23 protein-coding genes are annotated in these 20,646 nt (G+C 70.6%); 12 read left to right on the top strand and 11 right to left on the bottom strand.

Annotated features, from left to right (window positions below; all coding sequences use genetic code 11):
• The first annotated feature begins 64 nt into the window (after nt 1–64).
• Nucleotides 65–907 carry an aminodeoxychorismate lyase gene (locus tag AB0G01_RS30760; RefSeq protein ID WP_360952756.1) on the top strand — a complete coding sequence of 281 codons (843 nt, stop codon included), beginning with the start codon at nt 65–67 and terminating at the stop codon, nt 905–907.
• Between the two features lie 267 nt (nt 908–1,174).
• On the opposite strand, the gene AB0G01_RS30755 is transcribed toward AB0G01_RS30760, so the two are convergent.
• The 11 genes from AB0G01_RS30755 to AB0G01_RS30705 form a co-directional block, all read right to left on the bottom strand.
• On the bottom strand, nt 1,175–3,727 hold the full coding sequence (locus AB0G01_RS30755; protein WP_360952753.1) for a glycosyl hydrolase family 18 protein: 2,553 nt from the start codon (nt 3,725–3,727) through the stop codon (nt 1,175–1,177).
• Between the two features lie 108 nt (nt 3,728–3,835).
• Entirely contained in the window at nt 3,836–4,675 is an 840-nt protein-coding gene (locus AB0G01_RS30750; RefSeq protein WP_360953037.1) for a biotin-dependent carboxyltransferase family protein, read from the bottom strand.
• Between the two features lie 74 nt (nt 4,676–4,749).
• A complete protein-coding gene (gene pxpB, locus AB0G01_RS30745) occupies nt 4,750–5,355 on the bottom strand; it encodes a 5-oxoprolinase subunit PxpB (protein ID WP_360952750.1) in 606 nt (201 codons plus the stop codon).
• A 100-nt stretch (nt 5,356–5,455) separates the two neighbouring features.
• Nucleotides 5,456–6,073 carry an FABP family protein gene (locus AB0G01_RS30740; RefSeq protein ID WP_360953034.1) on the bottom strand — a complete coding sequence of 206 codons (618 nt, stop codon included), beginning with the start codon at nt 6,071–6,073 and terminating at the stop codon, nt 5,456–5,458.
• A gap of 254 nt (nt 6,074–6,327) precedes the next feature.
• A complete protein-coding gene (locus AB0G01_RS30735) occupies nt 6,328–6,627 on the bottom strand; it encodes a DUF1416 domain-containing protein (protein ID WP_360952747.1) in 300 nt (99 codons plus the stop codon).
• Nucleotides 6,627–7,472 (bottom strand): sulfurtransferase, encoded by an 846-nt coding sequence (locus tag AB0G01_RS30730; RefSeq protein ID WP_360952744.1) that lies wholly within the window; start codon nt 7,470–7,472, stop codon nt 6,627–6,629. The genes AB0G01_RS30735 and AB0G01_RS30730 overlap by 1 nt, the downstream gene beginning before the upstream one ends.
• A gap of 31 nt (nt 7,473–7,503) precedes the next feature.
• Nucleotides 7,504–7,941 carry a DUF4395 domain-containing protein gene (locus AB0G01_RS30725; protein WP_360952741.1) on the bottom strand — a complete coding sequence of 146 codons (438 nt, stop codon included), beginning with the start codon at nt 7,939–7,941 and terminating at the stop codon, nt 7,504–7,506.
• 105 nt (nt 7,942–8,046) lie between these two features.
• Entirely contained in the window at nt 8,047–8,124 is a 78-nt protein-coding gene (locus AB0G01_RS30720; RefSeq protein ID WP_360953031.1) for a putative leader peptide, read from the bottom strand.
• Between the two features lie 66 nt (nt 8,125–8,190).
• A complete protein-coding gene (locus tag AB0G01_RS30715; RefSeq protein WP_360952738.1) occupies nt 8,191–8,619 on the bottom strand; it encodes a thioredoxin family protein in 429 nt (142 codons plus the stop codon).
• Between the two features lie 7 nt (nt 8,620–8,626).
• Nucleotides 8,627–9,433 carry a DUF2993 domain-containing protein gene (locus tag AB0G01_RS30710; RefSeq protein WP_360952735.1) on the bottom strand — a complete coding sequence of 269 codons (807 nt, stop codon included), beginning with the start codon at nt 9,431–9,433 and terminating at the stop codon, nt 8,627–8,629.
• Nucleotides 9,430–10,173, bottom strand: coding sequence for an alpha/beta fold hydrolase (locus AB0G01_RS30705; protein ID WP_360952732.1), 744 nt, complete (start codon nt 10,171–10,173; stop codon nt 9,430–9,432). Before AB0G01_RS30705 ends, AB0G01_RS30710 begins: the two co-directional genes overlap by 4 nt.
• 165 nt (nt 10,174–10,338) lie before the next feature.
• On the opposite strand from AB0G01_RS30705, the gene AB0G01_RS30700 reads away from it, so the two are divergent.
• The 11 genes from AB0G01_RS30700 to AB0G01_RS30650 all read left to right on the top strand — a co-directional run bounded on the left by AB0G01_RS30700 (nt 10,339) and on the right by AB0G01_RS30650 (nt 20,555).
• Nucleotides 10,339–11,061, top strand: a complete 723-nt coding sequence (locus AB0G01_RS30700; RefSeq protein ID WP_360952729.1) for a response regulator transcription factor — start codon at nt 10,339–10,341, stop codon at nt 11,059–11,061.
• A 57-nt stretch (nt 11,062–11,118) separates the two neighbouring features.
• Nucleotides 11,119–11,973 carry a mycothiol synthase gene (gene mshD, locus AB0G01_RS30695; protein ID WP_360953028.1) on the top strand — a complete coding sequence of 285 codons (855 nt, stop codon included), beginning with the start codon at nt 11,119–11,121 and terminating at the stop codon, nt 11,971–11,973.
• A gap of 195 nt (nt 11,974–12,168) precedes the next feature.
• Nucleotides 12,169–13,287 (top strand): phosphate ABC transporter substrate-binding protein PstS, encoded by a 1,119-nt coding sequence (gene pstS / locus AB0G01_RS30690; RefSeq protein WP_360952726.1) that lies wholly within the window; start codon nt 12,169–12,171, stop codon nt 13,285–13,287.
• A gap of 34 nt (nt 13,288–13,321) precedes the next feature.
• On the top strand, nt 13,322–14,380 hold the full coding sequence (pstC, locus tag AB0G01_RS30685) for a phosphate ABC transporter permease subunit PstC (protein WP_360952723.1): 1,059 nt from the start codon (nt 13,322–13,324) through the stop codon (nt 14,378–14,380).
• Nucleotides 14,377–15,291, top strand: coding sequence for a phosphate ABC transporter permease PstA (gene pstA / locus AB0G01_RS30680; RefSeq protein WP_360952720.1), 915 nt, complete (start codon nt 14,377–14,379; stop codon nt 15,289–15,291). Before pstC ends, pstA begins: the two co-directional genes overlap by 4 nt.
• 10 nt (nt 15,292–15,301) lie before the next feature.
• Nucleotides 15,302–16,078, top strand: a complete 777-nt coding sequence (pstB, locus tag AB0G01_RS30675; RefSeq protein WP_360952717.1) for a phosphate ABC transporter ATP-binding protein PstB — start codon at nt 15,302–15,304, stop codon at nt 16,076–16,078.
• A gap of 240 nt (nt 16,079–16,318) precedes the next feature.
• On the top strand, nt 16,319–16,882 hold the full coding sequence (locus tag AB0G01_RS30670) for a DUF3558 family protein (protein ID WP_360952714.1): 564 nt from the start codon (nt 16,319–16,321) through the stop codon (nt 16,880–16,882).
• Nucleotides 16,883–17,168: 286 nt separating this feature from the next.
• The gene (locus AB0G01_RS30665) at nt 17,169–17,537 is read left to right on the top strand and encodes a hypothetical protein (RefSeq protein ID WP_360952711.1); all 369 of its coding nucleotides are present in this window, start codon (nt 17,169–17,171) and stop codon (nt 17,535–17,537) included.
• A gap of 28 nt (nt 17,538–17,565) precedes the next feature.
• On the top strand, nt 17,566–18,108 hold the full coding sequence (locus tag AB0G01_RS30660) for a hypothetical protein (protein ID WP_360952709.1): 543 nt from the start codon (nt 17,566–17,568) through the stop codon (nt 18,106–18,108).
• Nucleotides 18,109–18,123: 15 nt separating this feature from the next.
• Nucleotides 18,124–19,761: a hypothetical protein gene (locus AB0G01_RS30655; protein WP_360952706.1), complete on the top strand. Its 1,638-nt coding sequence runs from the start codon at nt 18,124–18,126 to the stop codon at nt 19,759–19,761.
• Nucleotides 19,758–20,555 carry an ESX secretion-associated protein EspG gene (locus AB0G01_RS30650; RefSeq protein ID WP_360952703.1) on the top strand — a complete coding sequence of 266 codons (798 nt, stop codon included), beginning with the start codon at nt 19,758–19,760 and terminating at the stop codon, nt 20,553–20,555. The genes AB0G01_RS30655 and AB0G01_RS30650 overlap by 4 nt, the downstream gene beginning before the upstream one ends.
• The last annotated feature ends 91 nt before the right edge of the window (nt 20,556–20,646 follow it).

Genomic DNA, 20,646 nt, shown 5'->3' with positions numbered 1-20,646 from the left:
CAGGGCCCTCGGACCGCTCGCGGTGTCCACGTAACCGATGGTAGGCCGTGAGTAGTCTCACGGTATGCGCGTGCTTGCTCTACTTGACGGAACCCTCGCCGACCCCGGCACCCCGTTGATCCGCGTGGACGACCTGGGCTTGGTGCGCGGCGACGGCGTCTTCGAAACCGTCCTCGTGGTGGCCGGCGAACCCCGTGAACTGGGCCACCACCTGGACCGGCTGGCCCGTTCCGCGGCGATGCTGGACCTGCCGGAACCGGACCGCGCCGCCTTCGAGCGGATGGTGGGCCTGGTGGTGGACAACTGGGCCGGCGGCCGGGAGATGGCCCTCAAGCTGGTCTACACGCGCGGTGTCGAGGGCGGGGACGGCACGCCGACCGGCTTCGCGCTGGGCACCGACATCTCGGCGAAGGTGGCGGGCCAGCGCGCCGCCGGCCTCGCGGCGGTCACCCTGGAGCGGGGCGTCGAGCCGGGGCTGGCGGAACGCGCGCCGTGGCTGCTGCTGGGCGCGAAGTCGCTGTCCTACGCGGTCAACATGGCGGCCCTGCGCGAGGCCGAGCGGCGGGGTGCGGCCGAGGTCGTGTTCACCACCTCGTCCGGCTCGGTGCTGGAGGGCCCCACCTCGACCCTGGTCCTGGTCCGGGGCCGGGAACTGGTCACACCGCCCTCGACCCTGGGCATCCTGCCGGGCACGACGCAGGCCGCGCTGTTCCGGGCCGCCACGCGTGAGGGCTGGACGGTGAAGGTCGAGCCGCTCGTGGTGGACGAGCTGTACGCGGCAGACGGCCTGTTCCTGGTCTCCAGCGTCCGCAAGATCACCCGCGTGCACACGCTGGACGGCAAGGCACTGCCCGACTCCACCGCCCTGCACGCCGAACTGGTGGCGTTGTACGAGGCTCTGTACTAATTGCTGTGTTGAATTGCCGCGACTTCGTCGCGGCGGCGCTGTCGCCTGGAAGTCGGCCGTCCGAGCTCGGTTTCCGGTACCTCCGCAGGCTCCGGTGCCGGAAAGCGATCTCGGACGGCCGACGCGACAGCGCGGCGAGGGTGACGTGGGGATGCGTGATCCCGGTTCGGACGATCGTTGTGGGTGTGCGGCGGGCTGGACGGAGCGGAAATGGGTGGAACGCGGTCCCCGTGGGACGGGGGACCGCGTTCCGGGGGGGAGAGTGGGTTACTTCAGTCCGTTGTCCACGGCGCTCATCAGCACGCCGGTGTCACCGGACATCTCCCAGATCATCGCGCCCAGCAGACCGCGCTGTTTCATCCACGCGGTCTTCTTCTGGATCGACCACGTGTCGTCGAACGTCCACCACTGCCCGCCGTTGCCGGTGAAGCAGGATGTCGCCACCGCCGGTTCGTCGTGCACGACGGTGCAGTTCGGGACGCTGGCCAGCAGGTTGGAGTACCCCCGCGTGCCGGCCTCCTCGGCGAACTGGCCCGGAGCGGCACCGGTCGCCGACTGCCACTCGCCCTTCTTCCCGCCGTCCTGGACGCCCTGCCAGCCTCGGCCGTAGAACGCCAGCCCCACCGTGATCTTGCGCGGGTGCACCCCGGCTTCGAGGTAGGCGTTGACCGTGTCCTCGACGCTGAAGTGGAACGGGTACGGGTCGTCCGCGTCGGCGTACAGGTTGCCCTGGTGGCCGGTGCGGTTGGGCTCCCACGAGTTGTCGCTGCCCGAGCCGTGGAAGTCGTAGCCCTGGACGTTGAAGATGTCCATGGACTGCGCCACCCGGCCCAGCTCCCAGCCTGCGTCGATCTTGCCCCGGTCGGCCGGGGTGAACGCGGTGAGCTGGTAGCGCCTGCCGGACGTCTTGGTCAGCTCGTCCATCTGCTTGCGGAACTCCTCGATCAGGAGGGTGTTGTTCCGCTTGTCGTCCGGGCTGATGTGGTTGCCGGCGTGGCCTTCCGCGCCGGGCCACTCCCAGTCGAGGTCGATGCCGTCGAAGATGCCGGCCGCCGTGCCCGGACCGCCCGCCGCGTTGTAGGTCGGCAGGTTGCCCTTCAGGTACATGTCGACGCACGACGCGACGAACTTCTTGCGCGCCGCGTCCGTGGCCGCGACGTCCGAGAAGTACTTCGAGTACGTCCAGCCGCCCAGCGAGATCAGCACCTTGAGGTGCGGGTGCTTCGCCTTGAGCTTCTTGAGCTGGTTGTAGTTGCCGCGCAGCGGTTCCCAGCCGGTGTCCGCGACACCGTCGACGGACTGCGCCGAGCTGAACGGCCTGCTGTAGTCGGCTTCCGCGTCACCCGCGCCGTCACCCTGGTTGGGGTCCTGCGGGTTGGGCGAGGTGCCCTTGGTGACGCCGTGCAGGCAGGTCAGGTTGACCGGGTCGATGTTGCCGAACGCGTAGTTGATGTGCGTCAGCTTCGCCGCGGAACCGTTGGTGTCCATGTTCTTCACGAAGAACTGGCGACCGTAGATGCCCCACTGGACGAAGTAGCCCACCTTCGCGTACCCGCCGACGATGTCCGAAGTGGTCACCTTGACGGCGCTGCTCAGGCCGGACTCGTTGTCGTAGATGTCCCGCGCCTTCACCCGGAACGTGTACTCGGTGGACGGGGACAGGCCGTCGATCTTCGCCGTGGTCTCGGTGACCGTGGCGCGGACCGCGTCGCCCTGGTAGACGTCGTAGTTCGCGACCTTGTTGTTGTCCGTGGAGGCGTTCCACGCGAGCGTGACGCTGCCCGCGTCCTTGCCGGTGCCGCGCAGGTCGCCCGGCGTGGTCGGCGGCTGGGTGTCGTCGGCCGGGTTGTTCGTGGTGACGCCGAGGGCGTTGCTGGCCCCGGACTGGGTTCCCTTGGTGTCCTTGGCCTTCACCGTGAACGAGTACGCGGTGTTCGGGGTGAGGCCGTTGACCGTGGCGCTGGTGCCGGTGACCGTGGTGGCCAGCGCCGCTCCGTTGTAGACGTCGTAGCCCGCGACCGGCAGCGAACCCGCGCTGGACGCGTTCCACTGGAGCGACACGGACTTCGTCGTCTTCACCGGCGAGCGCAGGTCACCCGGCACGGTCGGCGGGACGTCCGGCGAGCCGTCGCAGTTCACGTTGTTGATCCGGCAGGTGACGGGTTCCACCGCGCGGCTCAGGGTGAACGTCGGGCTGTACGGCTCGGTGGTCTTCTTGGGACCGACCGACTTGTTGTAGTGCACCGGGACGACCGTGACCGAGTTGCCGGCCTGGGTGACCGTGGCGTTGTTCCCGTTGCTCGCGGTGACGCCCGCGGGCAGCGTGAACGTGATCGACCACTCGGACAGCGTCGTGGCCGTGTTGTTCGCGACGACGAACTTGCCGGTGCTCCCGGACAGGCTGAAGTCGGCGGTGACCGGTGCGGGCGGCGGCGGTTCGGGGCCGGTGCCGTCGCAGTTCGCGCCGTTGAGCGTGCACGAGGTCGGGTCGACCGCCGAGCTCAGCGTGAACGTGGGGCTGAACGGGTCGGTGTTGCGGCCCGCCTGGATGGTGCTGATGTAGTAGGCGGGGGTGAGCGTGACCTTGGTGCCGTTCTGGGTGGTGGTCGCGTTCTGCACGCCGCTGACCGTCACGCCCGCGGGCAGGTCGAATTTGATCGACCAGCCGGAAACGGCGGCCGTCGTCGGGTTGGCGACCACGAACTTGCCCGTGGTGCCCGTTCGGCTGAACGTGGCGGTCAGGCCCGCTGCGGCGGTTGCCGGAGTGGCGAAGGTGGCGGTGGCGGCTAATGCCACCAGCGCGATGGCTAGTCGGCGCATTTCGGTGTGCCTCTCGATTGACAGGGACAGTCGAGAACCACGGCGGCCAGGTCTGAACGTAGGTCGTCACCCCACTGTTGACAATGGGTCTAGACCAATTGCGTCCGTTCAGCCGTGCGGCCGGAACCGGACCGCCGTGCCCGGCCGCGCCTGGCCGAGCAGCGGCAGCGCGTCCGGCGGCACCACGCCGACCACCGGGTAGCCGCCGGTCGTCGGGTGGTCGAACAGGAACACCACAGGTTGGCCGTCCGCGGGCACCTGAACGGCCCCCGTCACCAGCCCCTCGCTGGGCAGCTCGCGGCCCCGGTGGGCAGCGGTCCGCGCCAGCGCGGTGCCCTGGAGCCGCAGCCCCACCCGGTTGCTCCGCTCGGACGCGGACCACCGGCCGGTGCGGAGCTGTCCGGCGGGGTCGTCGAACCAGTCGTCGCGGGGACCGAGCAGGACCGGCACCACCAGTTCGTCCGGAATGTCCAGAGGGGGCAGTACGTCCGCTCCGGTCGGCACGCCCGTCGGGGGACCGAGCGGCAGCTCGTCGCCGGGGCGCAGCGGGGCCGGGCCGAGCCCGGAGAGCACGTCCGCGGCGCGGCTGCCGAGCTCGGCGGGCACCGCGATGCCGCCGGAGACCGCCAGGTAGCAGCGCAGGCCGCGCGACGGGGTGCCGATGGTGAGCTCGTCGCCGGGGCGCAGGTGCACCGGGGAGTCCCGGTCCCGGCCGCCGACCCGCACCGTCGTGCTCGGACCGGTGACCGCGACGGTGCACGAGGTGTTGGCGCGCAGCACCAAGCCGCCGAGCAGCAGTTCCAGGCCGGCGGCGTCCTCGGGGTTGCCGACCAGCCGGTTCGCCAGCCGCAGCGAGGGCCGGTCCAGCGCGCCGGAGGGCGGCACGCCGAGGTGCGCGTGGCCGGGTCGGCCGAGGTCCTGGACCAGCGCCTGCGGACCGGTCCGCAGGACGGTGACCGACCGGTCGCCCGGCGATGTGGTGCGGGGACGGACGAGCGGGTCGGCCGGCCGGTCGAGCGCGGTCACCGGACCGCCCGGAAGCGGACCCGGTCACCGGGGGACAGCAGCGCCGGCGGGTCCCGGCGCGGGTCGAACAGGGGGGCTCCGGTGCGGCCGATGAGCCGCCAGCCGCCGGGCGTGGACCTCGGGTAGGCGGCGGTGAACTCGCCCGCCACGCCGACCGAGCCCGTGGGCACCTTCGTGCGCGGTGAGTCCAGGCGCGGTTGGCGCAGCGGCTCGGGCAGGCCGGTCAGGTAGGCGAACCCGGGGGCGAACCCGCAGAACGCGACCGCGTAGGCGGCACCGGTGTGCAGGCGGACCACCTCGTCCGGGGTGAGGCCCGCCGTGGCCGCGACCAGGTCCAGGTCCGGCCCGTCGTAGACCACCGGGAGCACGACCTCGCGCGTCGGCAGGTCGACCGGGTCGGTCGGCCGGAGGGACTCCAGCAGCCGCCGGACCGCCGGCAGACCACCTGGCCGGGCGGTCACCAGCACGGTGCGGGCCGCCGGGACCAGCTCCACCACCTCGGGCAGCGCGGCGGCCTGGACGGCGGCGCGCACCGCCTCCACCGCGCCGGTCGAGTCGACCTCGACCAGCACCGCGTCGGTCCCGCTTCGCCGCAGCCGCATGGTGCCCAGGATAGGTCCTCAGGTTGGATTGTTGAACAATCCTACCTGAGAACTTCCCGCTGTCCAGGTGATCACGTCGACCCCGGGGTCTCTGCCCGGGTCAGCCGACCACGCGCTTGAGGTGCGCGGACGTGTGCGGCTGGAGCGGCTGGCCCACCATCGCGCGCTCCTCCACGTAGGCGAGGTCGCCGCCGTTGACGATGCCGTAGAGCCGCTGCGCGCCCGTGACGTCCTTCGCGGTCGCCGTGCGGACCACCGCGTCGGTGCCCAGTTCCCAGGACGTCTGGCTGCGCGGCTTGCCGTAGTAGAGCTCCATGATCCCGGTGTTGTGCGCCAGCACCACCTCGATCGTGTCGTCCGGCTTCGGACGCCAGAACCCGGACTCGCGGGCCGCCGGACGGATCACCGCGCCCTCGGCGTCCAGCAGCCACGACCGGGCCTCGTAGAACAGGAACGGGCGGCCGTCGTGCGCGAACGTGACCTGCTGGCCGAACCGGTACGGGCCGTCGATCGTCGGGTACACGACCTCGCCCTCACCGCGCCACACGCCGACCAGCGGCAGCAGCGCCAGGCACGCGTCGTGCAGCGACGGGCCCTCGCGCAGGTTCGCGGTGTCCGCCGGGACCGGCAGGTCCCCGAACTGCGGCAGGTTGCGGGCCCCGGTCGTCTCGGCGCGCGTGGCGGCGGCCCGCACCGCCGCGTCACCGCTGCCCGGCACGGGCGAGTTGTCCGTCATCAGCGCTGGTCGGAGTACAGCCGGTAGACCACGTACCCGGCGAACCAGAGCACGGCCAGCGCCACCACGATCATCAGGGCTGTGAAGAAGTGTTCCACCCCGCGAGTTTATCGCCCGGCCCCCGTCCCGCCCCGCTCGCGGTGGGCAACGCGACACAAAAGCGGGACCCCCGGTGCCAGTGCGCACCGGGGGTCCCGCCGGGTGGCGCCGGGCTCAGCCCGTGCGCTCCCGGGACTTCACGCCACGGCCACCGCGACCGGGTGCACGCCCGGACCGTCGGCGGACACCGACGCCTGGCCGTTGCCCGACCGGTGCAGCGCGCGGATCGTCCACGTGCCCGGTGCCGCGTAGAACCGGAAGTCGCCCTCGGGGGAGGACACGACCTCGGCGGTGAACTCGCCGTTCGAGTCGAGCAGCCGCACGAACGCACCGCCCACCGGGCCGTCGGCGGTGCTGACCTTGCCGGTCAGCACGACCGCGTCCGCGCCGACCGCCACGTCCACGCCCTGAACCGGCGCACCACAGGTGTCGCTCATCAGACCTCCTTGCCGCTGCCGAGCTCCACCGGCACGCCGATCAGCGAGCCGTACTCGGTCCAGGAACCGTCGTAGTTCTTCACGTCCTGGTGCCCGAGCAGCTCGTGCAGCGCGAACCAGGTGTGCGACGAGCGCTCGCCGATGCGGCAGTACGCGATCGTCTTGCGGGAGCCGTCGAACCCGGCCTCGCCGTAGATCTCGGCCAGCTCGGCGTCGGACTTGAAGGTGCCGTCCTCGTTGGCCGCCTTGCTCCACGGGACGTTGATCGCCGACGGGATGTGGCCGCCGCGCTGCGCCTGCTCCTGCGGCAGGTGCGCCGGGGCGAGCAGCTTGCCCGAGAACTCGTCGGGCGAGCGCACGTCGACCAGGTTCTTGTTGCCGATGGCCTCGACGACCTCGTCGCGGAAGGCGCGGATCGAGTGGTCCTGCTCCTGCGCCTGGTAGGACGTGGCCTCGCGCGAGACGACGTCCTTGTCCAGCGGGCGGCCGTCGAGCTCCCACTTCTTGCGACCGCCGTCGAGCAGCTTCACGGCGTCGTGGCCGTAGAGCTTGAAGTACCAGTAGGCGTAGGCGGCGAACCAGTTGTTGTTGCCGCCGTAGAGGACCACGGTGTCGTCGTTGGAGATGCCCTTGGCGGACAGGAGCTTCTCGAAGCCCGCGCGGTCCACGAAGTCGCGACGGACCTGGTCCTGGAGCTCGGTCCTCCAGTCGATCCGCACCGCGCCGGGGATGTGGCCGCCCTCGTAGGCGGTGGTGTCCTCGTCGACCTCCACGAACACCACACCGGGCGTGTTGAGGTTCTCCTCGGACCAGGCGGCGGAGACCAGGACGTCTTCACGGCTCATCGAAGCTGCTCCTGTTTCTTGGTTCTCGGTCTTATCGGGGGCGTGCGAGAGCGGGGGCGAAGCGGCGCAGGAGCAGGAACAGCTCGCAGCCCAGGCACAGGCCGAGCGCGGCGTTGAGCAGCGCGGCGACCAGTGCGGCGGACGTGGCGACCACTCCGAGCGCGGTGATACCGGAGGCGTACCCGATGGTCCCCACCAGGGCGAACACGAAGCCGACGCCTTGCGCGAACCGCAGCGGGGCGGGTTCCTCGCGTTCCGTCGTCGGCGTGAGCCGCGGTTGGACGGCGAACCGGTAGACGTGCCCCCACGGGTTGAGCTTGAGCGAGATGAACGCGCACATCCCGAATAAGACGGTCTGCGCGGCGAGCAGCCGCCAGGACCCGGTCAGCAGCACGACGGCGAGGACGGCAGTGGTGATCCAAGCGCTGAAACGCGGGCCACGAGGGTCCACGGGCACATCCTTGGGCACGACGACCTCCTGACGGTGACATGACTGGGCAGTCCGTCCACAGGCGGTGTTAGAGGCAGTGCGCGCGCCGGTCAAGACGTCAGACTGCCGGGTGATCCCGCCCGGTCAGCTCACCGCGCGACACAGGCTGCTGCGGACGCGGCAGAGGTCGACCGCGAGTCGCTTGGTCAGCAGCGTGTTCATGCCGACGAGGGTAGCCGCTGGTTTCTCCTGTCGGGAGTGGCGTCCACAACGTGGGAGTTCCCAGGTTCACTCGTTCGGGCGAGGTAGGTAAGCGCGTAACGCCGCGAGGAGCGCATCGCGTTTCGGAACGCCGCCGACCCGCAACAACTCGGCCCCGCCGGGGTCCAGCGCGAGGGTCGTCGGGGTGCGCAGCACCCCCAGCCGGGCGGCCACCTCGGGCCGGTTCGTGACGTCCAGCTCCACGTGCCGCAGGCCCTCCGTGCGCCCGGCCAGGTCGGCCAGCAGCACGCGGGTGTGCCGGCACGGCGCGCAGAACGTGGTGGAGATCTGCACCAGGGTCACCGGCGTGCCCGGGTCGAGCAGGTCGCGCACCGGTTGCGGCAGTTCCACGTCGGCCTCCCGAGCGGTCCGGACCCGTCCTTCCCGGTGGCGCAGCACCACCGCCACCACCGCCACCACGGCGATCGCGCCGAGCAGCGCCCACACCCCGGCCACCGCGACCTCAGCCCTGGTCGAGCGGGATGTCGTTGATCGTGCCCTCGATGGTCAGGGCCCCGCTCTCCACGGTGATCGCGGTCGGCGTCACGGTGAAGGGCAGCACGCCGGGGTCGATCGTCACGCTCAACGCCTGCCGCACCACGCCCAGCACCTGGTTCAGGCCCGCCAACGACGTGTCGTCCACCTCCACGTCGTCCACCGACACCGCCACCTGGCCGTCCGCGACCAGGGTGACCGAGCCGTAGGCGGTGATCCGGATCTTGCGCCCGGCCACGACGGTGTTGCCGCTGAGCTTCACCGCGGCCTTGGTCGGGTCCGGCTTCGCGGGCGCGGGCGTCGGCGTCGCCTCCGGTCGGGTGTCCGGCTCGATCGCCATGTCGGTGAACGGGGTGACCGTGTTCACCAGCCGGTTCAGGTCCTGCGCCTTGATCTTGACGCTGCCCCGGACCTGGTCGATCCGCGCGTCGCGGGTGTTGCCGGACAGCAGGTCCGACAGGCCGATCCGGGTGTGGTAGAGGTTCGCCCGGATCTCCAGGTCGCGCAGCGAGTCGCGCACCGGCACCCCGGTCGCGGTGATCTCGATGTCCCGGTAGTCGCCGCTCAGCGCCTGGAAGAGGAACGGGAACCCGTTGATCCGCACGGTCGGGTCGTCGGCCAGCCGGAACTTGTCCCGCATCCGCTGCGCCACCTGGTACTCACCCGCCGCCGCGAGCCCGTAGTCGGCCGCGACCAGCAGGCCGGCCAGCACCAGTCCGGCGATGATCAGCTTGCGGCCCCTGGTCGGGCGGCGTGTGGTCGGTGAGGCGGTCATCGACTTCCCTCGTCGGTCGAGTGGTCGAGCCAGGTCGCGATCCGGTCTACCAGAGCCGGGGTCATCGCGGACTCCGCGTGGCGGATCCGAGGCTCCAGCCACAGGACGCCGGACCCGCCCGCCGCGCGGTGCAGCGCCCGCGCGTGCCCCGGTCCGAAGTAGTGGTCCTGCTCGCCGTGCACGATCAGCAGCGGGGTGGGCGCGATCCGGTGCACCACCTCCAGCGGGCTGGGCGGCACGGTACGCCACGGCGGACCCAGCCGGACGCCCAGCGCGCGGGCGGCGAGCCGGCCGTGCGGCTGCTCCAGCAGCCAGTGCACCCGGCGCATGGCGACGGTGTCGCGCACCCACCAGCGGGAGGGGCTGCTCACCGCCGCGACGGCGTCCGGGCGCTCGTCGTGCAGGGCGGCGTGGCGCAGCGCCACGGAAGCGCCCATGGAGAAGCCGACGGTCACCACGCGTCGGTACCCGAGGTCGCGGGCCAGCGAAACACCGGCCGCCAGGTCGTGCACCTCGTCGTCGCCGAGCGAGGACAGGCCCTGCGAGCGGCCGTGACCCCGGAAGTCCAGCGCGACCACCCCGCCGTGCCGGGCGAACCGCGTCAGCACCCGGGACACGAACGGCTTGCGGACGTGATTGGTGAAGCCGTGGCCGATCACGAAGGCCAGGTCCGTGACGGAAGGTGACGAGGTCAGGTGCAGCCCGTGCAGGGTGATCGCGCCGTGCGACGCGGAGGCCACCGGGGTGACGCTGGGGGGAACAACTGTGACCCTGGTCGGTTGACCTGGGTCTTTCGTCGTGGGCACCGGTATCGTCTCCGTCATCCGCAGGCAACGGTGCCCGGTAATCGATCGTCGCGCTGCCTGGTCGGTGACCAGACACCGGCCGAACAGGAGGGCACCGCGATGAGTATCGACGTGCTGCTGCTGACCACCGACTCCGACCCCGAGGCGGTGCTCCCCGCGCTCTCGCTGCTCCCCCACGGCGTGCGCCCGCTGCGCCCCGAGGTCTCCGCGCTGCTGGAGGCCGGTCCGCACGACGTCGTGCTGGTGGACGCCCGCACCGACCTGGTCGGGGCGCGCGGCCTGTGCCGGCTGCTCGACGCCGGCGGGGTCGACGTGCCCGTGGTGGCCGTGGTCACCGAGGGCGGCCTGGTCGCGGTGAACTCGGACTGGCGCGTGGACGAGATCCTGCTCCCGACGTCCGGCCCGGCCGAGGTGGACGCCCGGCTGAGGCTGGTGCGGTCCCGGCGCGGCGCGACCCGGCCCGACGGCGGGGGCTCCATCCAGCACGGCGAGCTGGTCATCGACGAGGCCACCTACACCGCCCGCCTGCGTGGTCGCCCGCTCGACCTGACCTACAAGGAGTTCGAGCTCCTCAAGTACCTGGCGCAGCACGCCGGCCGGGTGTTCACCCGCGCGCAGCTCCTCCAGGAGGTGTGGGGCTACGACTTCTTCGGCGGCACCCGGACGGTGGACGTCCACGTGCGGCGGCTGCGCGCCAAGCTCGGCCCCGAGCACGAGGCGCTGATCGGCACCGTGCGCAACGTGGGCTACAAGTTCGTCCGACCGGGCGGTGCCCGCCGCGCCGGGGTGTCCGACGGCGAGCCGCTGCTCCAGCGCCGCTGAACCGGTGATGACCACCCGGTAGTTTCCTCCGGTGTGGAATCGACGTGGTTCGAAGAGCTGTCCACCGGGCAAGCCGAAGAAGTGATCGACCTGCTCGACGCCGCCGCCCGCGAGGACGGCGTGGCCGCCGTGGGCGAGCAGGTGGTGCTGCGGCTGCGGCCCGGCGCACGGGGCAGCGACCACCTCCTGGCGCGCTCCGGCGAGACCCTGGTGGGCTACCTGCACCTGGACCTGTTCGGCGACGCCGCCGACAACAAGGTGGCCGAACTGGCCGTGCACCCCGGCCACCGCCGGCGGGGCGTGGGCACCGCACTGGTCCGGGCCGCCGCCGAGCGCGCCGAACCGCTGCGGATCTGGGCGCACGGCGGCAACCCCGGCGCGCCGGCCCTGGCCGCGAAGCTGGGCTACCGGAAGGTCCGCGAACTGCTCCGGCTGCGCCGCCCCCTGGACGACGCGCTGCCCGAGGCGACCCTGCCCGACGGGGTGGTGCTGCGCCCGTTCGAGCCGGGCCGGGACGAGGCGGCCGTGGTCTACGTGAACCACCGCGCGTTCTCCTGGCACCCCGAGCAGGGCGCGATGAGCATCGAGGACGTCCGGGAGAAGGAGCACGAGCGCTGGTTCGACGCGAACGGCTTCCTGCTCGCCGTGGACGGCGACGGCCGGCTGCTCGGCTTCCACTGGACCAAGGCCCACACGCCCGACCTCGGCGAGGTGTACGTGGTGGGCGTCGACCCGGACGCGCAGGGCGGCGGGTTGGGCCGGGCGCTGACCCTCGCCGGCCTGGCGCACCTGCGGCGATCGGGGATCGGCGAGGTGATGCTGTACGTCGAATCCGACAACGCTGCGGCACTGGCCGTGTACGAACGGTTGGGATTCACCCGGTGGGATTCCGACGCCCAATACGCCAAGTAGTGACAAACCCATCACGCCAAGCAAACGCGCAGGTCACGCCACCACCCGATCGGCGGTGTGACTAGTCACCTCCCGTGTGGAGTTCACCTCGCGTTCACCTTCTCCTGGGTGCTTGTCCACCATCGCTGCCTACCGTCCGTGTCGAGCGGCGAGGTCCGTCGCGTCAATTCCGCTTTCAGTTAGGTGGGACCCCAGGTGAAGACCAAGCGGCACGGTGCCGTCATCGGCCTGATCGCGGCCGGTGCGCTTCTGCTCACCGCATGTGGCAGCGACAACAACGCCGGCACCGGTGGCTCGTCGAACGCGGCGGCGTCCGGCCCGAGCGTCGAGTGCGGTGGCAAGGCGAAGCTGAACGCAGAGGGTTCCTCCGCGCAGAAGAACGCGATCGACACGTTCATCCAGGCCTACAAGCAGAAGTGCGACGGCGCGGACCTGGCGTACAACGCGTCCGGCTCCGGCTCGGGCGTGAAGAACTTCAACGCCGGCCAGGTGGACTTCGCCGGCTCCGACTCGGCGCTGTCCAAGGACAAGGGCGAGGTCGAAGCCGCCGCCAAGCGCTGCGCGACCGGCCCGGCGTGGCACCTCCCGCTGGTCTTCGGCCCGGTCGCCATCGGCTACAAGCTCGCAGGCGTGGAGGACCTGGTCCTCGACGGCGACGTGACCGCCAAGATCTTCAACGGCACCGTCAAGAAGTGGAACGACCCGGCCATCAAGGCGCTCAACTCCAGCGCCGCCCTGCCGGACAAGGACATCAAGGTCGTCTACCGGTCCGACGAGGCCGGCACGACGGACAACTTCCAGAAGTACCTGAAGATCGCGTCCAAGGGCTCGTGGACCCAGGGCGACGGCAAGCAGTTCAAGGGCGGTGTCGGCGAGGGCAAGGAGAAGTCCGCCGGTGTCGCGCAGGCCGCCGGCTCCGTCGACGGCGCGGTGACCTACGTCGAGCTGTCCTTCGCGCAGGACAACAAGCTGTCCATCGCGAAGATCGACGCCGGCCAGGGCGCGGTCGAGCTGACCAACGAGACCGTGGGCAAGGCCATCGACGGCGCGAAGCTCAAGGGCGAGGGCAACGACCTGGTCCTCGACCTCGACTCGATCTACGGCACCACCACCGCGGGCTCGTACCCGCTGCTGCTGGCCACCTACGAGATCGTCTGCTCGAAGGGCTACGACGCCGACACCGCGAAGGCCATCCGGGCGTTCCTGACCGTGGCGGCCACCGACGGCCAGGCGGGTCTCGTGGACGCGGGCTACGCTCCGCTGCCCAAGGCCTTCCAGGACAAGGTGCTGACCGCCATCAAGGCGATCGCCTGATCCGGCCGACACCCACTCCGCCCACGCCATCGCGATGAACGACCGCATCGTGGCCAAGCGCCCCGCGGGCACCGGTGACCCCGGTGCCCGCAGGGGCGTTCCCGCCGCTCGATCCCGCTCGGAGGCTCCGATTCCCCCGACCACGGAAGCCGAACAGAACGCTCCCCACGTCCGGCCGGGCGACCGGATCTTCCGCGGCCTCGCCACCGGTTCGGGCATCTTCATCGTGGTCCTCATCGGGGCCATCGGCCTGTTCCTGCTGGTCCAGGCCATCCCCTCGCTCGCCCTGGACCAGGCCAACTTCCTGACCAGCCGCGAGTGGGCGACCGGCGACACCGCGAACCTGCGGTTCGGCATCCTGGACCTGCTCCTGGTCACCGTGGTGTCGTCCGCGTTCGCGCTGATCATCGCGATGCCGATCGCGCTGGGCATCGCGCTGTTCCTCACCCAGTACGCGCCGCGCAAGCTCTCCCGGCCGTTCGCGTACGTCATCGACCTGCTGTCCGCCGTGCCGTCGATCATCTACGGCCTGTGGGGCCTGCTGGTGCTCGCGCCGGTCCTCACCCCGATCGGCGAGTGGCTGACCAGCGCGCTCGGCTTCATCCCGCTGTTCGCCCAGGGCAACGTCAGCATCGAGCTCGGCGGCACCGTCTTCACCGCCGGCATCGTGCTCGCGGTGATGATCCTGCCGATCATCACGGCGGTCAGCCGCGAGGTCTTCGACCGCACCCCGCCCGCCCACGTCGAGGGTGCCATCGCCCTGGGTGCCACCAAGTGGGAGGTCGTCCGGACCACCGTGCTGCCGTTCGGCAAGGCCGGCTACGTCAGCGCCTCCATGCTCGGCCTCGGCCGGGCGCTCGGCGAGACCATCGCCCTGATGATCATCCTGAGCGCCACCAACGAGGCGTTCGGCTGGAGCCTGTTCGACGGCGGCGCGACCTTCGCGTCCAAGATCGCGCTGGCCGCACCGGAGTTCAACGACGCGCTGTCCGCGGGCGCGTACATCGCCGCCGGCCTGGTGCTGTTCGCGCTGACCTTCGTCGTCAACGCCATCGCCCGAGCCATCGTCGCCGGTCACAAGGAGTACGAATGACGGCCGAGACGGCGGACCTGAACCGCCTCGCGACCCCGCCGACCTTCCAGAGCGTCAGCGGCCTGCGCAAGTTCAAGAACGGCTTCGCCACGGTGCTGGTGTACCTGGCGTTCGCGGTCGCCATCGTGCCCCTGGTGTGGGTGCTGTGGACCGTCGTCCAGCGCGGCCTGCCGGTCGTCCTGGACCTCGACTGGTGGCAGAAGTCGCTGTCCGGCCTGCTGTCCCGTCAGCAGGGCGGCGGCGCGTACCACGCGATCTACGGCACGCTGGTGCAGGCGCTGGTCTGCGGCCTGATCTCGGTGCCGGTCGGCCTGTTCGTGGCGATCTACCTGGTCGAGTACGGCGGCCGGTCGAAGCTCTCCAAGGCCACCACGTTCATGGTCGACATCCTGACCGGTGTGCCGTCCATCGTGGCCGCGCTGTTCGTCTACACGCTGTGGATCACCACGTTCGGCTTCGGCCGCAGCGGTTTCGCGGTGTCCCTGGCGCTGGTGCTCCTCATGGTGCCGGTGATCGTGCGGACCACCGAGGAGATGCTCAAGATCGTGCCGGACGAGCTCCGCGAGGCGTCCTACGCGCTGGGCATCCCCAAGTGGAAGACCATCGTCAAGATCGTCATCCCGACGGCGCTGTCCGGCATCCTGACCGGCGTGATGCTCGCCCTGGCCCGCGTCATGGGTGAGACCGCGCCCGTGCTGGTGCTGGCCGCGTACGCGCCGTTCATCAACTACAACCTGTTCGACGGCCCAATGGCGTCGCTGCCGCTGATGATGGCGGGCGAGCGGAACAACCCCACGCAGGCGGGCTTCGAGCGGATCTGGGGTGCGGCGATCACCCTGGTGCTGATCATCACCGTGTTCAACCTGCTGGCGACCGCGATCTCGCGGTGGCTGGCCCCGAAGACCAAGTGAGCGGGCGGTTATGGCCAAGCGCATCGACGTGAAGGACCTCAACCTCTTCTACGGCAAGTTCCACGCCGTGGACGGAGTTTCGCTTGCCGTGCCGCCGAAGAACGTCACCGCGTTCATCGGCCCGTCCGGTTGCGGCAAGTCCACCGTGCTGCGGTCGCTGAACCGCATGCACGAGGTGGCCACCGGCGCGCGGGTGGAGGGCAAGGTCCTCCTCGACGGCGAGGACATCTACGCCTCGACCATCGACCCCGTGCAGGTGCGGCGCACCATCGGCATGGTGTTCCAGCGCCCCAACCCGTTCCCGACGATGTCCATCCGGGACAACGTGGTCGCGGGTCTGAAGCTGGCCGGCGAGCGGAACAGGAAGAAGCTCGACGAGGTGGCCGAGCGCTCGTTGCGCGGGGCCAACCTGTGGAACGAGGTCAAGGACCGCCTCGACCGCCCCGGCGGCGGCCTGTCCGGCGGGCAGCAGCAGCGGCTCTGCATCGCGCGGGCGATCGCCGTGCAGCCCGACGTGCTGCTGATGGACGAGCCGTGCTCGGCCCTGGACCCGATCTCCACGCTGGCGATCGAGGACCTGATCACCGAGCTGAAGAAGGAGTACACGATCGTCATCGTGACCCACAACATGCAGCAGGCGGCGCGGGTCAGCGACCAGACCGCGTTCTTCAACCTGCTGGGTGTCGGTCAGCCGGGCCGGCTGATCGAGGTGGACGACACGGAGAAGATCTTCTCCAACCCCAGCCAGAAGGCGACCGAGGACTACATCTCGGGCCGCTTCGGCTGAACCCGTCCACCGGGCCGAGGGGCCTCCCCGCCACCGCGGGGAGGCCCCTCGCCGTTTGTGGTCCTCGTCACCCCCGTCGAGTGTCCGCCGTTCTCGACGTGTGACGGTCGGAACCTGCCGGTCCCGAGCTCGTCATAGTCGAGACATGTCCTGACGTGCGCGATACCGTGCGCGGTGGAAATCGCTTGATCGCAGGGGGTAGTGGTGCCGGCAACAGCCTCAAGCGCCACTGAGATGGGGATGCAGTTGACCAGGAGTCCGGTAATCCGCTCGGTGCTGTCGATCGCCGCGGTCGGCTTGGTGCTGGCAGGTTGCACCTCGACGACGTCGGGAGATCCTTCGGCGAGCGGCGGCACCACGACCGAGACCGTTGCGGAGTCCACCTCGACCACCACCTCCCAGCGCGCGAGCGGTGGGGGCGAGCTGGCCGACTTCGACGCGTGCGAGGAGCTGAACGCGGTCGCGAGCCAGTTCGCGCTGACCCGCATCGCCGAGGACGGCGAGCAGGAGTGCAAGGCCCGGTGGGGCGAGACCACCACCACCGTGCGGGTCAAGGTGTTCCCGGAACTGGGTGTCGCGGACGTCGCCGCCAAGCCCGGCTCGAAGATCGCCGAGACCACCATCGGCTCGCACCGGGCCACGACCTTCAAAGCTCCGCTGACCGACACGGACTGCGCCGTGGCCGTCGGGATCGAGGCCAAGTCGCGGGTCGATTTCGTCGCGGCGTCCACCACGTCCGCCGACGAGGCCTGCGAAGCGGCGACCAAGCTGGCCACCGCGGTCGAACCGAAGCTGCCCGAGTAAGTCGGGAGCCGTGGCACCGCCGAACTCGCCGGCTTCCACTTCACCCTGCCGGGTGTCGGTCAGCCGGGCCGCTTCGGCTGAACCGTTCACGAGGCCTGTCGTTCTTGTGGCCCTCGTCACACGTCGAGTGGTCCGCCGCTCTCGACGTGTGACTGCCGGAACCCGCCGGTTCCCGGGCTCGTCATAGTCGAGACATGTCCTGACGTGCGCGGTACCGTGCGCGGTAGGAATCGCGTGATCGCAGGGGGTAGTGGTGCCGACAAAGGGAGCGTGGAGCGCGCAGTCCATGCGCGCCATGACGGCCGACATGCAGGGGCTCAAGCAGGCGGCGGAGTCCGGCTCGTTCGCCATCAAGCAGTCGGGCGCGGAGGCCTACATCAAGGCCATCGAGGAAGCCGAGATGGAGATCAACAGCCTCAACCGCGACCTCTACCGGCTCCAGCAGGAAACCCGACTCGGCACCAGCCCGGACGCGCAGGCGATGAGCCGGTACAACGCGGAGAGCGCGAACGGTGGTGGCGGCACCACCGGGATCGTGCCCGCGATCGAGCAGTTGAGGGTGGCGCTGCTGGACGCGAAGGCGGCCCTTCGCAAGGCGGTCGAGAACTACCGCGAAGTCGATGACGCCGCCGCGAACAGCCTCAAGGATTACTGAGACGGGGATGCAGTTGACCAGGAATTCGGTGATCCGTTCGGTACTGCCGGTCGTGGTGGTCGGCTTGGTGCTGGCGGGCTGCACGACCACGACGCCGGGAGATCCGTCGGCGACCGGTGGCCCGGCCACGACGACCGATTCGCCCCAGGAGTCCACCACCACGTCGTCCGCCACCCCGGGTGGCGACGAACTCGCGGATTTCGACTCGTGCGCCGAGTTGACCGCGGTCGCGGGCCAGTTCGACCTGTCCCGCATCGAGAAGACGGGAAAACTGGACTGCGAGGCCCGCTGGGGCCAGACGACCACGAAGGTGTCGATCAACGTCTTCCCCACGTTGGGCCTCGGTGACGTGACCCTCGGGCCGAACTCCAAGGCATCGGACGTCCAGATCGGCGCTCGCCAGGCCAAGCGCGTCGAGGCGGTGCTGACCACCACGGACTGCACCTACGCGGTCGAGATCACCCCGAAGTCGAGGGTCGACTTCTTCGGGGCGTCCACGGCGTCGTCCGCCGAAGCCTGCGACGCCGCGAAGCAACTGGCCACCGCGGTCGAACCGAAGCTGCCCGAGTAAGTCAGGAGAAGAGCCGTGGCACCGCCGAACTCGCAGGATCCCAACGCGACCAAGGTCGTCTACGCCGGGCAGACCGAGGCGGAGCTGCGCGACGAGTACCAGAAGAAGGTCGCCGCCGATCCGGGCTTCGCCAACCTGGTCCCCAACCTGTTCGCCTACGTCGACTACAAGAGCAAGTCGGCCCAGAACCAGGCCAACCAGGAAAAAGAACTGGAGCAGGTGGTCGAGAACTACCGACCGCCGATGTCCACGGCCGGTTCGCAGTACCTGGCCTACCCCCACGAGCAGCTCAAGTCGATGGTCACCGACAACATGGCACCCGGCTCGGCCAACGAGCAGGGCGAGGCGTGGACCAAGATCGGCAACACGCTGGTGGACCTCCAGAACAACCTGAACAAGGCGACCGAGGCCAGCAAGGACGCGTGGCAGGGCAACGCGGCGTCGTCCGCGCAGGGCTACTTCACGGGCATGGCCACGTGGTCGGGCGACGCCGCGCAGGGCGCTCAGCTGACCGGCAACAAGCTCTTCGAGCAGAGCCAGGCCGCCGACACGGCCAAGACGAACATGCCGGAGCCGGTCAAGTTCAGCACGGCCGACGCCTACAAGATGTTCTTCTCCGAGCCCAACCCGTTCAAGTGGGCCGACACGATCGACAAGATCGAGCAGAAGTTCGAGGAGAAGCAGCAGGCGCACGAGCGCGCGGCCGAGGTCATGACGAACATGTCGACCTCGTTCCAGGAGTCCGGCTCGACGATGCCCGCCTTCTCTCCGCCGCCGCCCATGGAGGGTTCGGGCGGCGGTGACCCGGGCAAGCCCAACCCGAACGAGCCCGGCGGCATCGGCGGGCGTCCGTCCATTCCGGACGGTCCCGGCGGTGGCACCGGCAGTACGGGCGTGAACGGCATCCCCGGCCCCGGTGGCGGCACGGGTGGCCCCGGTGGCGGCAACACCAACCAGTCCGGCTGGACGCCCGGTGGCGGCGGGGGCGGTGGTGGCGGCGGCAACGGCGGCATCCCGGGCCCGGGTCCCGGCGGTGGTGGCGGCGGCGGTCTGCCGCCCGGAGGCGGTATCTGGCCCCCCGGCGGCGGTACTGGCGGCGGCGGTGGTGGCGGTGGCGGTGGCGTCGGCAACCGACCGCCCGGCAACCGACCGCCGGGCATCCCCGGTCCCGGCCTGCGGCCCGGCCTCCCCGGTCCCGGTGGTCCCGGTGGTCGTGGCGGCCTCCCCGGTGGCGGTGGTGCCGGCGGCGGTGCAGGTGGTCCCGGTGCCGGCGGTGGTGCCGGCGGAGGCGGTCGTGGTGGTGGCGGCGCGGGTGGCCTGGGTGGCGGTCCCGGCGGCATGGCCGCGGCCGGTCGTGGCGGTGGCTTCGGCCCCGGTCCCGGCGGCGGTGCCGGTGTGCTCGGTGAGGCCGGGCGGACCGGCGCGGGCGGCTTCGGGCCGGCCGGCGGTGGTGCGGGCGGTCTCGGCGGCGGTGCCGGTGCCGGTGCCGGTGGTCGCGGCGGTGCCGCGGGCATGGGCGGCATGGGTGCCGGAGCCGGGCAGGGCGGTCAGGGCGAGGAGGACAAGGAGCACAAGTCCGCGTCGTACCTGGTGGAGACCGAGGACGTGTTCGGCGACGGCACGATGGTCGCGCCCCCGGTCATCGGCGGGTGACGGTGTTCTCGTTCGCCCTGTCCCACGCTGCCGCCGACGTGCTCTGGGAAGACCTGAAGCTCGGCAGCCGGCCCTACCCGTTCGAATTCCCCTACCTCGGCCAGACGTTCGACGAGCGGCGCGGCATCCGCAACGCCGTCTACAACGACCTGGAATCACGGGGCCTGGCCCGGCGCGGCCGGATCTCGCCCGAGGTCGAGGAGGCGCTGAACCTGTTGGTGCGCTTCGACTACTCGCTGAACGCGATCGCGTCGCTGGACCCGCGGAACGTGGAGCGCCAGCTCCTCGCCCGCGCCGGGGCGAAGGGGGAGCTGGCGGCCCTCGCGGTGCTGGACGACCGGCAGATGAAGATCGACACCATGCGGTCGCCAACACTGCTGCGCGCGGTGGTGGACCTGGTTCCGCAGTCCCGGCCCGGTCCGGGGCAGTCGGTCACGGTCCCGATGCCGTCGTCCGCCCCGCCGCCCCCGCCGCGCCGCGACGACGATTTCGGCAGCGCGACGTTCACCAGCGCCATGGCCCCGAGGTCCGCGGTGACCTCGCAGATCCGCGCCCTGGAGGCGACCTTCGAACGGCCCCGGCTGCGCGCCGGGCAGTTCGGCGTCACGGTGCGCGGTCGGCACGGCCGTGAGCAGCGCGCACCGCAGGTGGCGTGGTTCGACAACGACCAGGGCCGCTACATGTCGCAGACCCGGCAGGGGCAGGACGGCCAGAAGTGGCTCACGCACGCCCCCGCCGACAACGCGCGCATCGCCGCCCAGCTCGCCCAGGAGCTGAACGGCCTGCTCACCTAGCCCGTGTTTCAAAAGGTGAGGCGGCCGGCGGCGTGTCGGTGGCCGGAACGTGGCGAGGTCTCCGGTAAGTGGTTTAGCGACCAAGCAAAAC

Origin of the sequence: Actinosynnema sp. NPDC023587, from assembly GCF_040640215.1 — a bacterium.
In the GTDB taxonomy this organism is placed as follows: domain Bacteria; phylum Actinomycetota; class Actinomycetes; order Mycobacteriales; family Pseudonocardiaceae; genus Actinosynnema.
This window is presented reverse-complemented; position numbering and strand designations above follow the sequence as displayed.